This window comes from Nonomuraea rubra (assembly GCF_014207985.1).
Lineage (GTDB): Bacteria > Actinomycetota > Actinomycetes > Streptosporangiales > Streptosporangiaceae > Nonomuraea > Nonomuraea rubra.
Window position 1 is genome coordinate 1,823,402 of sequence record NZ_JACHMI010000001.1, and the last position, 13,604, is coordinate 1,837,005.

Consider the following 13,604-nt stretch of genomic DNA (forward strand, 5'->3'; position numbering starts at 1 on the left):
ATTTTGTGAACCCTTTGCTGGCCGCGCCGGTTGCGATCGCTACAGGTCGCCGCGTTGGATTGCCTGGTGGAGAGCGGTTTCGGCGCGTTGGCGGCGCTTGATCGCGGTGCAGTAGAGCAGCCCGTCGCGGCGGCAGTAGGAACTGAGCGGGATGCCCTCCAGCCGGGTGCAGACGATCAGCTGGGCCTCCGCCGCAGTGATGATCCCTTGAGCGACGGCTTGATCGAGAAGCTGATCGGGATGACCAGCCGGGTAGGCCAGGGTCTGCATGCCGCTGTCGGCCCGGTCGGTGAGGTCGGGATCGGCCAGCAGACTGGGGTGATCGGCGGCGTGCGCACGAAGAACGGTGGCGTGGGTCAGCCGCGAGAGCCGGAGCAGCGGATGTGACCAGGCCAGATTCACCTCATGGAGGGCTTCCAGGTAGGCCGTCAGGACCTCGGACTCCAGGTCCTCGCGGTCAACCCGCTGGGCCGGGATCACGCCGACGAGCGCGATGATGAGACGGCGCAGCATCGGGATCGCCAGGGTGACGGCGGCGACCATCCATGCGCCTCGGCGATCGCGTGCCTCGTGGATCAGGTGCCGCCACACGTGGTCACGGGTGGCGCGTGAGCAGGAGGGGTGCAGCAGCATCTCGCGCAGCTCGCTGAGCGGGATCGGCCTGGCCGGCAGCCCGTGCCCGAGCCGTGCGCCGTCCACCGACAGCGGCTCGGGGCCGCGCATGAGCAGATCGAAGGCGCGCTCGGCCACATCCAGCGGCAGTGACCCTCCCGATCCCCTGCAGTCGCCGAGCCCCTTGCCGGTGGGGGCGTTCTCCGCGTCGAGATCCGCGGTGGACACCGTCTCGGTGGAGGCCAGGCGGGTCACGGGCGAGCCGCCCCGGGCGGTGCGGTTGGCGGGTTGGCTTGTGGTGATCGAGTTGGTGGTGGCGTTCGTGGACAGCTGGACCGAAGAGTGAGACATGGCGACGCTCCGAAAGGCGTGGTCGGTTCGGACGTCGCCATGTCGCCAGAGAGCGCGGCCAGGAACCGGGCATTAAATGATCAGTCTTCGGACACGGCAATGATCACGCCACGTCCGGATAACGCTCCGGAACCATGGATGACCTGCGGAAACGTCGAGAAGTGCGGAATGTGCCCGGCAGAAGATACGAAGGCGGGAGCAGCGGCTCCCTGCTGAAAAGCCCTTCTGGCCTGCGGTAATGAGGCGCGACCGAAAGTCGCGGGTCAAGCTTGCGCCAAAGCGATGGACCGGAGCCTGGACCCCTGGCGGTTGGGACCGCTCCTGCAGTACTGGGCTCGCCTGTCAGGCCGCGGAGCAGTCGTTCAGAGGCGCTCGCCCGGGCCGTGCGGACCGCTGGGAAGCCTGCCTGCTGCAATGGTGCGGCGCATGCGGGCCTTAGCTCGAACGCTGGCGATCACAGCTGAGACGGCGTCAGCAGAACGGCGGGCCGCCAGCTCGCGGACCTCCTGGGGCGGGTCGCGGTCATCGATGATGAAGAGCGTGCCGTCGTCGGGGGCGTGGGTTCGGACCCGCCAGCCGAGGCGGCGTCCCGCCGCCCGCGCGGCTCGACGAACGTCAGCGGGCTCGCCCAGTTCTGCGACCGTTGCCTCGGTGAGGATGAGCTGGCCTTGGAAGCCTCGGTACTCCGGCTTGAGGCTGGCGGACATCATTGCCATGACCTGATCGACGAGCTTGGCGAAGCGGCGTTCGGCCAGTTCATCCCTCTGGCTCGGCATGCAGATCGCCTCGCTCACACTCGGGGTGTGTTCTTTACAGGGTAGGTCGCACCGGTCAACGGAGATGGTGTCACTCGTGCGGGAGTCAGTGACGGATCTTGTCCGAGACGTGTACGAAAACGCTGTGACCTGCAGAAACATCTTTCGTGGGTGTGGTGACCTTGGGGCCGAGGGAGCGCAGGTCGGGAGCATCGTCGGCATGCCGTCCGAAGGCGAATGATGAATGACGGGATGGCGCGGAAGGTGTTGACCCAGATGAGCGCCGACCTCAGCGCAGTCTGCCCACAGGCTGTGGACGAGAAGCCGGGGGCCGCCAAGCGACGAAGCCCGGCGGGCATGTGGCCGGTGATCTTGCCGAAGCTTTGCTAGACGGCTTGTCCAAACTCGGGTCGTACGGCAGGTATTTGGAACAGTGACAGGGGCCGGTGGTCCGGCACTTCGGGCCACACCCACATGACCGAACCCACGACGCCTACCTCAACCGCTTCCGCACTCGCATCCACCAGCACTTGCACCTCGTCCACCGCGGCCGAACCGGACACCCGCTTCCGCAGCCCTTCCCTCCGGCTGGGTCGCCAGGCCCAGGACACGGACGGGGGACATCTGCCGCTGTCGGTATGGCCAGCAGCAGCTGACACCGAATCACCCGCTACCTGTCCGGCAGGGTGCTGCCATCCGATCAGCGGCCCGCTGGCCCGCCACCTGGTCGCGGCGTGCACGCGGCTGGGCGAGACCGTGGTCCACCTCGGCGCGAGCGATCATCAGCTCGTTTCGGCCGCGCTGACGGCGGGCTGCCTGCCGGTGGCCGTCTTCACCGACGCCACTAGGGCGGGCGTGTCCTGGACCTGCCTGGCCCGCATCCACTCCAACGACGACCTGGAGGTCACCGAGCTGCGCATCACCGATCCTGGCGAGGACTCCTCGCTGCTGGCCGACCTCGAAGGCAGCGCGGGGCTGGTCGTGGCCGAGCAGACTTGCCACCGCGACTTCATCGGCCATCCTGACGTCGAAGCCGAGGTATTCGACCTTGCCAGTGCGGCGGGGCTGGTCAAGCAGGACGGGCATCTGGTGGTCGTCACTGGCCTGCACCTTGAAGGCGGTGTGGCCGACCCGGTATCGGAGATCATCGCCCGGGCTCGCGACGCCGGGCTGGTGTATCTGCAGCACATCATCGCCCTGCGGCATCCCGTGCGCGGCGAGAGGGTCGACACGGGTCTTTCCCGCCGTGCCGTGGCCGCGACCGGTGAACTGTCGGAGTGCGCCGGGTTGCCGGTGAGTGCCCGCGTGCACAGTGACGTGCTCATCTTCGCTAGGCGCAGGTCCTCACCGCCTGGCGACCCGGCTATGCCATCCAGCGACGACCCCAGCATCTCGACCAGTGCCGACTCCGTCGAGCGGGAGCGGGGTGAAGGCTGATGGCCGAGGTGACGACGTCGGTGTGGGCGACCGGGCAGCAGCCGTCCCGGGTACAGCGCAAGGGCCGGTACGTGCCGGAGTCGATGCGGCATCCGGGCAAGATGCTGCCCTCGATTGCCGCCCGAGTGATCGAGACCTACACCGAGCCGGGCGAGCTGGTGGTCGATCCGATGTGCGGGATCGGCACCACTCTCGTCGAAGCCACTCACCTCGGCAGGCACGCCGCGGGCGTGGAGTACGAAGACAAATGGGCGCGCCTGACCGTCGCCAACCTCGCCCACGCCAAGAAGAACGGGGCGCCCGGGTTCGGACGGGTGATGGTCGGCGACTCCCGGCACATCGCCCGGCTGCTGCCGGATCTGGTCGGGCGGGCGGCGCTGGTGCTCACCTCACCCCCGTACGGCGCGGCCACGCACGGGCACATCCGCTCCACCCGCGACACCGGCGAGCCAGGCGTACGCAAATGGAACCAGCGCTACTCCACCGACCGCGCCAACCTCGCCCACCAGCAGCTTCCGGAACTGCTCGACGGGTTCGGCCGCATCCTGGCCGGCTGCGTGGAGCTGCTGCGGCCGGGCGGCGTCACGGCGATCACCGTGCGCCCGTACCGGGTACGTGGCGAGCTGATCGACCTACCTGGTCATGTTCACCGCCTGGCGGAGAAGGCCGGCCTGGTGTTCGTGGATCGGATCGTCTGCCTGCTGTGCGGGCTCGGCGATGGTCGGCTCCTGAACCGGGCGTCGTTCTTCCAGCTCCACGAGGCGCGCAAGGCGTGGGCGCGAGGCACGCCGATTCACGCCGTAGCCCATGAGGACCTGCTGGTGTTTCGCCGCTCTCAGACGGTCAGCGTCACTGGACAAGCGCACAACCGGCCGGTGCAAGCACGAAGCCGATCCGTCCCGTCCTCGCAGGCACCGCTCGCTGCGGGAGATGGTCAATGACCGATCTGACACGCACGCCCGAGGCCGGCCTCGGGACCGCGTCACGGCCGATCCCGCGCGAGGCAGTCGGCGTGCCTGAACGGAAGCTCGTCTTGGGGTTGATGGAAGCCGCCCGGCTGCTCGGTATTGGCCGGACTACGGCTTACCGGCTGGCCAAGACCGGCACCTTCCCATGCCTGGTGATCCGGATCGGCGGCCGGTACGCAGTTCCGCAACGCGGGCTGCGGGCCCTGCTGGGTTATGCCGACCATCACAACGGCGAGTCACACGGCCACGACCGCGAAGAGGGAACGGAGGAGGAGAGGCTGCATCCCATGGGCTGACCCGGTCCTGCCCGTCACGGAAGGAGTGGGCCCGCCAGGAGCCTCGCAGGGCCCACTCCTTCATGGCTATGACCTGCATCGCCAGATGTCTTTGAGCGCATTGCCTTCCTGGCATGTGGCGGCATGCTCGAGAAGCAGGTGGTCCCAGAGCGCGCGTGCCCGGGGATAACGGCCACGGGCGGCCTCCTCAAGCTCGCCGACGCCGTTGCGGCGCAGGATCAGATACTGCCCAGCCTGGCAGGCGAACTGGAAGGCGTCACAGCAGCTGATGTCCCTGATCCGAGGGGGTTTGCCCGTGGAGCTTCGATAGGGCTCCCACCGGATCACTGGGTTCCGCCTCGACCGTGGGCGTTGCTGAGGAGGGGCCCGCGCCCGAGCGTTCGGCTATGGCGATTCGGTGCCGAGCTCTGGACTGGAAGCGGCCATCGTGAAAAGGCTGGCCAGGGCGGGCAGACGCGCAGATGCGTGACCGCGCAGAGCGGTGTCCGTCCGTGGCGTGGGGGAGGGCAGTGGCCGGGAAGGTCATGCCGCTGCCTCCCTCCTCCCTGGCCAGCCATGGGCGGCATCCGGTGCTCCTTCCATGCCGTGTCCCGTCCGAGCACCTGTGCCGCCAGCTCCGGAATCTCATCAAGGGGCAGGAGAACTCGCCCGGCCGCAGGATGCGGCAGGAACGGCCGGGCGAGGATTCCCCGTTGATCACAGCGCGGGGTGTGGCAACCCGTGAGGGTTACGCGCTGTGACGACATCCATGCAATCGGCCAGGCGGGACGGTTGTGAACGTCGTGACCTGAGCGTTTGCCGTGCCGACATGCCTGCGGCGCGTGCTGGCTGGTCGTTTCCTGGTCGTTTCGGCAGGGGACTGGAGTCATGGGTGGTGGCGATACACACTGTGTGGTCCCCTAGACACCGAGGGAGCGTGGCACGCGGTGAACCAGCCCCAACGGCACCGCCAGGACGGTCGTCCGGAACTGGTGCGCGCCCGCATCCGGCAAGACCTCACCCAGGAGCAGGCCGCCGAGCTGATCGGGGTGGCCACGACGACGTGGTCGCGGTGGGAGCGCGGCGAGCAACGCATGCGCCCCGTCTACCGCGCCCGCCTGGCCCAGGCATGGCAGGTTGCAGCGGCCGAGGTGGAGCGCTGGCTGGAGGCCACACCACCAGCGCACGACGTCCCCGACGAGGAACGCATCGATGACGTTGATCTGGCGGTCTTCGACAGGACCGACGCCACGGATCGACTATGGAGGTGGGAGATGGATGCCTCGCGGCGTCACCTGCTCGCGACGCTGCCGTTCGTGTCCGGGCTGCTGGGGGAGTGGTTGCTGGCCTGGCGCTACGACGCCACTCCCGGCGTGGCGCTCGGCAGGATGGCAACTCCAGACGGTGCCCGGGTGGGCTGGTCCGACGTCCAGCGCGTGCATGAGGCACACCGGGCATTCGTCCAGATGGACCACCAGTTCGGTGCCGGTCTCGTCCGCCCGGCCGTGACCGACTTCATGAACACCACGCTCGCCCCGCTGCTGCGCAGCCGCTACAGCGACGACGTCGGCCGCGCGCTGATGAGCGCCGCCGCACGCCTGTCACGGACCGCCGGCTGGATGGCCTTCGACCTCGGCGCTCACGGTCAGGCCCAGCAGCACCTCGGCCAAGCACTCAAGCTCGCCAAACAGGCCGACGACGACCTGACCTGCGCATGGATCCTGGCCGCCCTCGCCCAGCAGGCCTGCGACCTGGAGCACGGCCGCTGGGCCATCCGCCTGGCCGGTGCCGCCGCCGAGGCGGGCCAGCGCGGCCACGCTTCGCCCAAGGTGATGTCGTCGCTGCACCTTCGCCAGGCCCGCGCCTTCGCCGTAGCCGCTGGTACCGAGCAACCCGACCCGTACACTCGCCGCCAGGTGAGCAACTTGATCGCCGAAGCCGAAGACACTTACACGCCCACCACCGGTGATAACGACCCTGCCTGGATCGCGGCCTTCGGCCCCGCTGAACTGACCGCTGAGGCGGGCTATTGCTGGCAGCGCATCGGCGAGCACCAGTGCGGCGTCGAGCACGCCGAGCAAGCCCTAGCCAGCTTCGCCTCGGGGTTTATACGCTCGATCCAGTTCAATCGGGTTCACGCCGCCCAAGCCCGACTCGACCTGGGCGACCTCGATGGCGCCCTGGCCCACGCCCGCCCGGCCGTTGGTGCGGCCAAGGAACTCACCTCCGCCCGCGCCGTGGCGCAGGTACGTGATTTCGCCACCCGGCTGACCCAACGTCACCCCCACAATGCCGAGGCGCGGGAGTTCACTGACTACCTGCGCCGCGAACTTGGCACCTAGCCGAAGGCCATTTGCCATGTCTTCCCCTCCGCTCGCCCACGCCTGCACCCTCTTCGGCCTGGACGCGCGCGACGCACGGCTCCTTCACCTGCGGGCCAACGCGGTCTACCACCTGCCCCGCCCCAACCTCGTGGTGCGGCTGCGCCACGCCCCTGGTAACGCGGCCGTCCTTGAACGGGCTCGCGCCGCCATACGGATCACCGCCTGGCTCAGCGAGCACGGCTTCCCCACCACCAAGCCGGCCGCCCTCAACCAGCCCATCAGCGTCGACGGCTGGATATCCACCGCCTGGCACTATGTCACCAGCACCAACGAAACCCGGTCCCGCCCGCATCACTTGGCCCAGATCCTGCGCCACCTACATCGCATGAACGCGCCGATGATCGCGCCCACCATCCAGCTCCTTGGCACCCTCCGCGCTGACCTCGCCGCCCACGGCCACCATGGCCAGGCCGATAGCGTGCTCACCGCAGTGCAACGGGCTTGGTTGCTAGACCGCTGCTCCTCTGTCGAGGCTGCATATAGCGAGCTTGATCCGCCGCTGGGGTATGGGCTGATCCACGGTGACGCCCACACCGGCAACCTGTTCGCTGACCGAACCTCCTGGCTGTTGGGAGACTGGGACTCCATCGCCTACGGCCCCCGCCTGCAGGACCTCGTCCCCACGATGATGGGGCATCGCCGCTTCGGCCGCCCCCGCACCTCGTGGACCTCGTTCTGCTGGGCCTACGGCATCGACCCCGACATTGAGAATCACCCCGCCGCACACATCCTGAGAGCCGCTCGCGAGATCCGATCCCTGGCCGCCTACATGCGCTCCGGTGACCGGCCCGACATCCGCGCCGAACTTCAACGCCGCCTGGGATCATTGATCGACGGGACCTCTGCCAGGTGGCGCCCTTTATGACGTGACCTCGACGGGTCATCCCAGGTAGCCGGCGCGGGAGACCCAGACGGACGGGCGGCAGGGGCCGTATTTCGCGCCTTCACACAGTTTGAAGACGGTGATGCGGCTGAAGAACGCGGAGTCGGAACCGCAGCCCCAGCGTGCGCCGTTGGAGTCGACGACGGTCCACTGTTGCAGGTAGGTGGTGGCGTACTCCACCCGGACAGCGCGACCGTCATCGCTCAAGTCGCACACCGTGATGCTCTTGCGGTCGGCCGACACGGTGACCGAGCCCCACCCGGCATCGTCGCGCCAGTCGCTCACGGGCTGGGCAGAGGCGGAGGGTGCAGGCGTCAGCATGATGGTGAGGGTGGCGGCCACGACGGCGCGGCGAGCGAACATGGGCGTTCCGTTCGGGCGAGAGGGTCAGAACGGTGCCATTGTTGTTCTGTCACGTCCTTTGACCGCGCAGGTGAGAGCCGTGATGTCGTGGTTTGATCAACATTTGGGCGGCCTCACACGAAACTCGCGAACCCTTTCGCGCATACTCTTACGCCGGCTGTGGGTGTGGGTATCCCGGCCTGGCCCGTGTGCTGGTTCCGGCACCGATGCTGGCGGATGTAGCCATCGTCGAGCTCCGGCGTTGGGCACAACGATGGCTACAGGGCGTCATGAGCTAGCCTCGTTTTCCGCACGTCACCAGCCCTGAACTGCACCGATTACGGTAGGTGCTTAGCGGCTGACCTGTGACGATGCGGCATGTGCGGGAAACGGGGCTAGTCGAAGGGGATGCCGTCGAAGGTGCCTGACAGGGACGGGCGGGTGGAGAACGCCTTCCAGGTCAGCGTCACCTCGTGGGTGCGTCCGCCAGTCTCGGCGCGGAGTGTGGCGGTGGCGTGACCGTCCAGCGTGAGCTTGATCGGTCCGCTGACCCGCAGGTCGCGCACGAACCGCACCTCGTCGAGTGTGACGTCCTGGCCGAAGGTGACCTGGCCACCGCGCAGCCCTGGCTCGTTCTGCACCCTCGTATAGACGGTGCTGTTGGGGTTGCGGCGGGCGGTGGCGTCCGAGGCGGTGGCGAAGGTGGCCGCGAGCACCCGCTGCTGGGCGGTGCTGAGCTTGCGGGCCGGGTGCGGCGGCACGTCTCCTACGTCCTGTGGGAAGGTGTCGAGGGCGCGGTAGTTCTCGCCGGTGCACTTCTGGTCGGTCACCTGCCTGGTGGTCAGGAACGTGCGCAGCATGCCGCGCACGCAATCACCCATCAGCGAGGCGGGAGACGTCAGTGCATGCGGCCCGAACGGGACTCGCACGACGGTTGCGTTCGGAAAAGCTCGCAGCGATCGGGCCACTTCGGCGGGGCTGTTCATGTCAAGCTCCCCCGCCATCACCAGGACGGGCACGGCAGGCAGCGCCTGTTCAGGCGGGCGCGGCGGGCTGTGGCGCGGAGTCGGCCAGTTGATGCATGGCTCCACAGTGCCGATCCCGGGGAAGATGTCGCTGATCTGATAGGGCGCCAGTGGGCGTACCCGCTCGTAGTAGCGCTTGGCCTGAGCCTGGCGTTCGGTCGCCGAGGCCAGCCGGTCGAAGGGGAAGGTACCGTCGCCGCAGCGAAAGCCCAGATAGCCGGCAACATACGGATCGTTGGCCGGTGGAAGCGTTGGGGGAATCAGCCGTGCCAGGCGGTGCAATGGAGCCGGGTCGCCGCGCAGGTAGGCGTTCGCGGCCGCAGTGGCCTCCCGACCGAACACCGGCTCAGACATCCTCTTGAGCGCTGAGGTCTGGAACACCGACACTTCCGAATCGGGCTGCTCCCGCAGCCTGTCCACCAGACGAGTCCAGGTGCCGGAGGCGCTGCCCGGTAGCGCGTCGCACGCCGCCGACCGTTCGCAGACGAGATCAAACTGGCGGCGCCAGGACCAGTAGTTCTCCCAGCTCGCGTACCCGTCGCGGTCCACGATCACAGAGCTGTCCAGGAATATCGCGTCCAGGCGGCCTGGATACCGAGCGGCGTACGCCTGGGCGTACAAGGTGCCGTAGGAATTGCCGTAGTAACTCACCTTGCCGACACCAAGCGCCCGTCGGATCGCGTCGAGATCGTGCGAGGCCTGGTCGGCGGTGAAGTACGCGCCCCGCGGCCCCACGCTCTTAGCGCAAGCCGCGATGGTCTCAGGCTTGTCGATGCCGGCTCCTTGGCAGAGCAGCGGCGAGGACTTCCCCATCCCGCGCGGATCCATGACCAGCAGGTTCTTGTGTTCGAGCACAGGTCCGAGAACTCGCTGTATCTCGGGTATGGTCGGCAGCGTCTGCGCTGGCCCCCCGAGATTGGCTACCACGGTCCCGCCGGCGTCCTTGGCCGGAATCCAGGCGAAGGCCACGGAAATGCGTTCGGAGGAGGGGTTCTCCCAGTCGAGGGGGACATCGATGCTGCCGTCGCAACGTGTGGTCGCGTTCGCGCAGTCATGCAGGGGGGTCGAAGGAGTTGGGGTGCCGGGCAACAGGGCGGCGGCCAGTGCGAACCCTAAAGCTTTTACGATCATGCCCCCAAGCTTTGTTATCCGTGCTCCGGATTTCGTCGGTCTGTCGGAGGATTCCACCCCGGGGTCTTGCTCCCAGAGCTGTCAGCGACCATGGGATGACCTCGGCTCATCACCCCTGCTCATGGTGAGGGTGCAACCAGGCTCACGCTCGGCGTCCGCTTCGAGACGATGCTCGCGCCCTCCGGTCTTCAGGAGTTGCATACCAGCCGATGCAGACACCGTTCCTTGCCCGCCGGACCGTCACGAACTCGCCCGCGTCAGATACCCGGAGCCTCCACCACGCGCGGGTTTCCCTGACTACAGGATGAGGAATCCGTGAACCCGCGCGCTTCGTAGGAAACGAAGTAGGGGGCCATGTGACGGGCCATCACCTGAGCACGGTTCACTGCGGACAAGGCGCCAAAGGTGGACTCCAGCCGAGGCAGTGCAGCACGCGCCTGGGACACACCCACCATCGACAGCGCCTCGGCATTGTCCGGTGCCAACAGCTCCCATTGAGGGGAAGGAGCCAAGCCGGCGATCAGCTCGTCGAGCCGGGCGGTGAGCGGCGCATCCAGCAGGTCCCAGAAGGCATCCAGCTCGGCCAAGCGCGCAGCGGCGCGTAGTTGCTGCTGCCCATCGACCTTGCCTAGCCGGTCCAGGGACATGTTCAGCGAGGCCGCCACCATGGCTGAGTCACCGGTGGTGAAGGCGTGCAGGCATTCCGCCGTGCGATCGGCCAGCAGAATGGGGGAGATCTCGGGCGGGCCGGGAAGTTCGGCCAAGGCGTGCTTGGCTGCCAGGTCAACAATCTTACGTCGGGCGGTGGGCCGGACCCGAGCGAAGAAGGTTGCCAGAAGATAGGCCGGGCTGGTCGAAAACAGCGGCTCGGTCACGTGGGCCATGAAGTCGTCGATGACCTTGCGACCTTGGGTGGGAGGGTGGACGAGCAGGGAGTCCAGAGCGGTTGCCATGTGCGCGCGGGCGCTTTCCGGCAGCGGCTGATACGCCTCGCCCCAGTCGACGCAGAGGCCGCAATGGCGATCCAGGTTTGTCCGATGGCACGCGAAGGGCGCCGGCGTGGTACTGGGTTCGGCATGTTCGTGGGATGGCTCGTGGGAATCACCGCGGTGCTTGCATATCGCGCCATCCAAATCTCGTCAGACCCAATCCGCTACTGACGCTGCCGAACCAGATGCGCTCGTGGCTTAGCGGGCGTTGCCGCCTTTCTCGTCCTGTCACTCATTCCGGCGGACAAGGATGGATTGAGGCCCGAGATTCGATGTGAGTCTCTTCCAGTATGACCGCCTCCAAAAGGACGGTGGATGCAGAGCTGACGTCAGACCATTGCTGTTGATCTTGGCGGTCGGCGCCTCGTGCGACTCGTAGGAGATCGTCAGCGTTCACCCGGTGTGAAAGGTGTCGAGGGCACGGTGGCCAAGGCTGCCGCCACGCCCTGAGCGGGATAGATTTCGGGTCGCAGAGCCCCTGTTCCACGAAGAGCCGGCCCATGGCAGCGGGAACTGGCTGCACCTGTCCCAGCGCAAATGGCCTCCGGAAACTACGGATCGGTCAACGCAAAAAGCCACTTGAGTGACACATAGCCCTCCATTCAGGACAAGCCTCCATGGCTGCCCCCATAGCAATGCCTCGTGATGGTTGCATTGTCCTTGCGCCGGCATTCGGCATCAGGCAGGAAGTCGGAGGCCAGCCGCGGTGCCGGGACCGAACCATCAAACGAAACTGATTAGGCGTACCAGTGACATGAGCGATATCCCTCAACCGACTCTGACCTGGCTCTCGCTGCCGATCGGCGCTGCAAGGTCAGACCGGTTGAGTCCCGCGTGAGCAGTCCGGCCCGCCGATCGAGAACGATAAGGAACAAGATGCCGAGAAGAACGTCTCCGCGCGCCCTCGTCCTGGCGGCGATGGCGACGTTGCTGGCCGCCACGACGTCCTGCGGAGCCATCAAGACGGCAAGCGGAGAGGGGGGCCCGGGTGCTGCCGGCACCGGAAAGGGAGCTCCGAGCGCTGCCGGAGAGCGCGGCATCGCCTGGGGGCCGTGTGAGGATGAGCCCGCCGTCGAGTGCGGCATGGTGAGGGTGCCGATCGACTGGTCCAAGCCGGACGGACCCACCGTCGATCTGGCCCTGGCCCGGCGCAAGGCCACCGACCCCGCCGCGCGGATCGGATCCCTGCTGACCAACCCGGGGGGTCCCGGCAACTCCGGCGTGAACGACATCCTTCGTGCCCCGAGCTTCAGCGAGGAAGTCCAACGGCGGTTCGACATCGTCGGCTACGACCCCCGGGGCGTCGCCCGCAGTGGCTCGGTGACCTGCTCGGCTGCGGTGTACAACCAGATGCCGTCCCCGGTCATGACCGCCCGGGACGACTACGACAAGTGGATCGCCTTCAACAAGGAACTGCATGCGGACTGCCGCAAGCGCACCGGCCCCCTGTACGACCACCTCGACTCGCTCAACGTGGCGCGTGACATGGACGCCATCCGCGCGGCGCTCGGCGATGACAAGCTGACCTCCTACGGCGTCTCCTACGGCACACTCGCCCAGCAGATGTACGCCGAGCTGTTCCCGGACCGGATCCGGGCCATGGTGCTGGACGGCAACATGGACCACAGCCTGGACGCCGGGATGTTCCAGGTGAGCGAGGCGTCCGCAGTTCAGGACAGCTTCGACGAGTTCGTCGCCTGGTGCGAACGGGACACCGAGTGCGTCCTGCACGGGCGCGACGTCCGGGCGCTGTGGAAGGGACTGCTGGAGAAGGCGGAGAGCGAGGAGCTGTTCTGGCCGGGTGTCAAAGACCGCCCCGTGAGCGCTCACAATCTCCTCTGGCTGGGCGTGATGCTCAACGAGACGCCCGACTGGCCGTTGGAGGCCAAGGTGCTCAACGCCCTGGACGGCGGGCCGGTGCCGAAGGACATGCCGGACCCTCCCGGGATCAAGCCCGTGCACGGGGAGACCGCCGAACTCCCCACCGCGATCCTGTGCGAGGACTTCGACCTGTCGCTGCGGGACTACGACGAGTACATCGACGTGATGCGCGGTGCCAACTCGGTGGCGCCGGACATGCGGTACAACCCGATGCCGATGGGCGACATGCCGATCTGCCAGGGTCACCCGGTCACCAACCCGCAGCACCCGCTGCGCTACACGGGCAGTGCCCCGCTGCTGGTGGCCACCTCACTGCATGACCCCTCCACGCCGTACGAATGGTCGGCCAACGTGGCCAAGCAGCTCGGCTCCAAGGCCACGCTGCTGACGTACGAGGGCTGGGGCCACGGCATCTACGGCAGGACCCAGTGCATCACGACCGCGATGGACAGCTACCTGATCTCCCTGACCGTGCCCGCGCAGGGCATTCGCTGCCCGGCTGAAGAGCGTCAGGATCATTAGAACTCCGTGAGGGTCACTGTACGGGCGGTGAGCTGATGCCGGTCAGTAC

At 67.3% G+C, this 13,604-nt stretch carries 11 protein-coding genes; 6 read left to right on the forward strand and 5 right to left on the reverse strand.

Annotation, left to right across the window (positions count from 1 at the left end; all coding sequences use genetic code 11):
* Positions 1-39 precede the first annotated feature (39 nt).
* Positions 40-867: a hypothetical protein gene (locus tag HD593_RS08525; protein ID WP_185101648.1), complete on the reverse strand. Its 828-nt coding sequence runs from the start codon at positions 865-867 to the stop codon at positions 40-42.
* Positions 868-1,325: 458 nt separating this feature from the next.
* Entirely contained in the window at positions 1,326-1,757 is a 432-nt protein-coding gene (locus HD593_RS08530; RefSeq protein ID WP_185101649.1) for a hypothetical protein, read from the reverse strand.
* A 435-nt stretch (positions 1,758-2,192) separates the two neighbouring features.
* Between HD593_RS08530 and HD593_RS08535 the strand changes: the two genes are divergently transcribed.
* The 5 genes from HD593_RS08535 to HD593_RS08555 all read left to right on the forward strand — a co-directional run bounded on the left by HD593_RS08535 (position 2,193) and on the right by HD593_RS08555 (position 7,647).
* Positions 2,193-3,155 (forward strand): hypothetical protein, encoded by a 963-nt coding sequence (locus HD593_RS08535; RefSeq protein WP_185101650.1) that lies wholly within the window; start codon positions 2,193-2,195, stop codon positions 3,153-3,155.
* Positions 3,155-4,096, forward strand: a complete 942-nt coding sequence (locus HD593_RS08540; RefSeq protein ID WP_185101651.1) for a TRM11 family SAM-dependent methyltransferase — start codon at positions 3,155-3,157, stop codon at positions 4,094-4,096. The genes HD593_RS08535 and HD593_RS08540 overlap by 1 nt, the downstream gene beginning before the upstream one ends.
* Entirely contained in the window at positions 4,093-4,419 is a 327-nt protein-coding gene (locus HD593_RS08545; protein ID WP_185101652.1) for a helix-turn-helix domain-containing protein, read from the forward strand. Before HD593_RS08540 ends, HD593_RS08545 begins: the two co-directional genes overlap by 4 nt.
* 926 nt (positions 4,420-5,345) lie before the next feature.
* Positions 5,346-6,740, forward strand: a complete 1,395-nt coding sequence (locus tag HD593_RS08550) for a helix-turn-helix transcriptional regulator (RefSeq protein WP_185101653.1) — start codon at positions 5,346-5,348, stop codon at positions 6,738-6,740.
* A 16-nt stretch (positions 6,741-6,756) separates the two neighbouring features.
* The gene (locus HD593_RS08555) at positions 6,757-7,647 is read left to right on the forward strand and encodes an aminoglycoside phosphotransferase family protein (RefSeq protein ID WP_185101654.1); all 891 of its coding nucleotides are present in this window, start codon (positions 6,757-6,759) and stop codon (positions 7,645-7,647) included.
* Positions 7,648-7,662: 15 nt separating this feature from the next.
* Here the strand turns inward: HD593_RS08555 and HD593_RS08560 are convergent, their stop codons facing one another.
* From HD593_RS08560 to HD593_RS08570, 3 genes are all read right to left on the reverse strand, one after another.
* A complete protein-coding gene (locus HD593_RS08560; RefSeq protein WP_185101655.1) occupies positions 7,663-8,028 on the reverse strand; it encodes a hypothetical protein in 366 nt (121 codons plus the stop codon).
* Between the two features lie 374 nt (positions 8,029-8,402).
* Complete coding sequence (locus HD593_RS08565; RefSeq protein WP_185101656.1) at positions 8,403-10,163, reverse strand: alpha/beta fold hydrolase; 1,761 nt, start codon at positions 10,161-10,163, stop codon at positions 8,403-8,405.
* Between the two features lie 257 nt (positions 10,164-10,420).
* A complete protein-coding gene (locus HD593_RS08570) occupies positions 10,421-11,116 on the reverse strand; it encodes a hypothetical protein (protein WP_185101657.1) in 696 nt (231 codons plus the stop codon).
* 1,119 nt (positions 11,117-12,235) lie between these two features.
* On the opposite strand from HD593_RS08570, the gene HD593_RS08575 reads away from it, so the two are divergent.
* Positions 12,236-13,555, forward strand: coding sequence for an alpha/beta fold hydrolase (locus HD593_RS08575; RefSeq protein ID WP_185101658.1), 1,320 nt, complete (start codon positions 12,236-12,238; stop codon positions 13,553-13,555).
* Positions 13,556-13,604: the final 49 nt, after the last annotated feature.

What these genes read in the sequence shown, in the direction of transcription:
- HD593_RS08535 (WP_185101650.1), top strand. Translation starts at nt 2,193, where the DNA reads ATGACCGAACCCACGACGCCTACCTCAACCGCTTCCGCACTCGCATCC.
- HD593_RS08540 (WP_185101651.1), top strand. Translation starts at nt 3,155, where the DNA reads ATGGCCGAGGTGACGACGTCGGTGTGGGCGACCGGGCAGCAGCCGTCC.
- HD593_RS08545 (WP_185101652.1), top strand. Translation starts at nt 4,093, where the DNA reads ATGACCGATCTGACACGCACGCCCGAGGCCGGCCTCGGGACCGCGTCA.
- HD593_RS08555 (WP_185101654.1), top strand. Translation starts at nt 6,757, where the DNA reads ATGTCTTCCCCTCCGCTCGCCCACGCCTGCACCCTCTTCGGCCTGGAC.
- HD593_RS08560 (WP_185101655.1), bottom strand. Translation starts at nt 8,028, where the DNA reads ATGTTCGCTCGCCGCGCCGTCGTGGCCGCCACCCTCACCATCATGCTG.
- HD593_RS08565 (WP_185101656.1), bottom strand. Translation starts at nt 10,163, where the DNA reads ATGATCGTAAAAGCTTTAGGGTTCGCACTGGCCGCCGCCCTGTTGCCC.
- HD593_RS08570 (WP_185101657.1), bottom strand. Translation starts at nt 11,116, where the DNA reads ATGGCAACCGCTCTGGACTCCCTGCTCGTCCACCCTCCCACCCAAGGT.
- HD593_RS08575 (WP_185101658.1), top strand. Translation starts at nt 12,236, where the DNA reads ATGGTGAGGGTGCCGATCGACTGGTCCAAGCCGGACGGACCCACCGTC.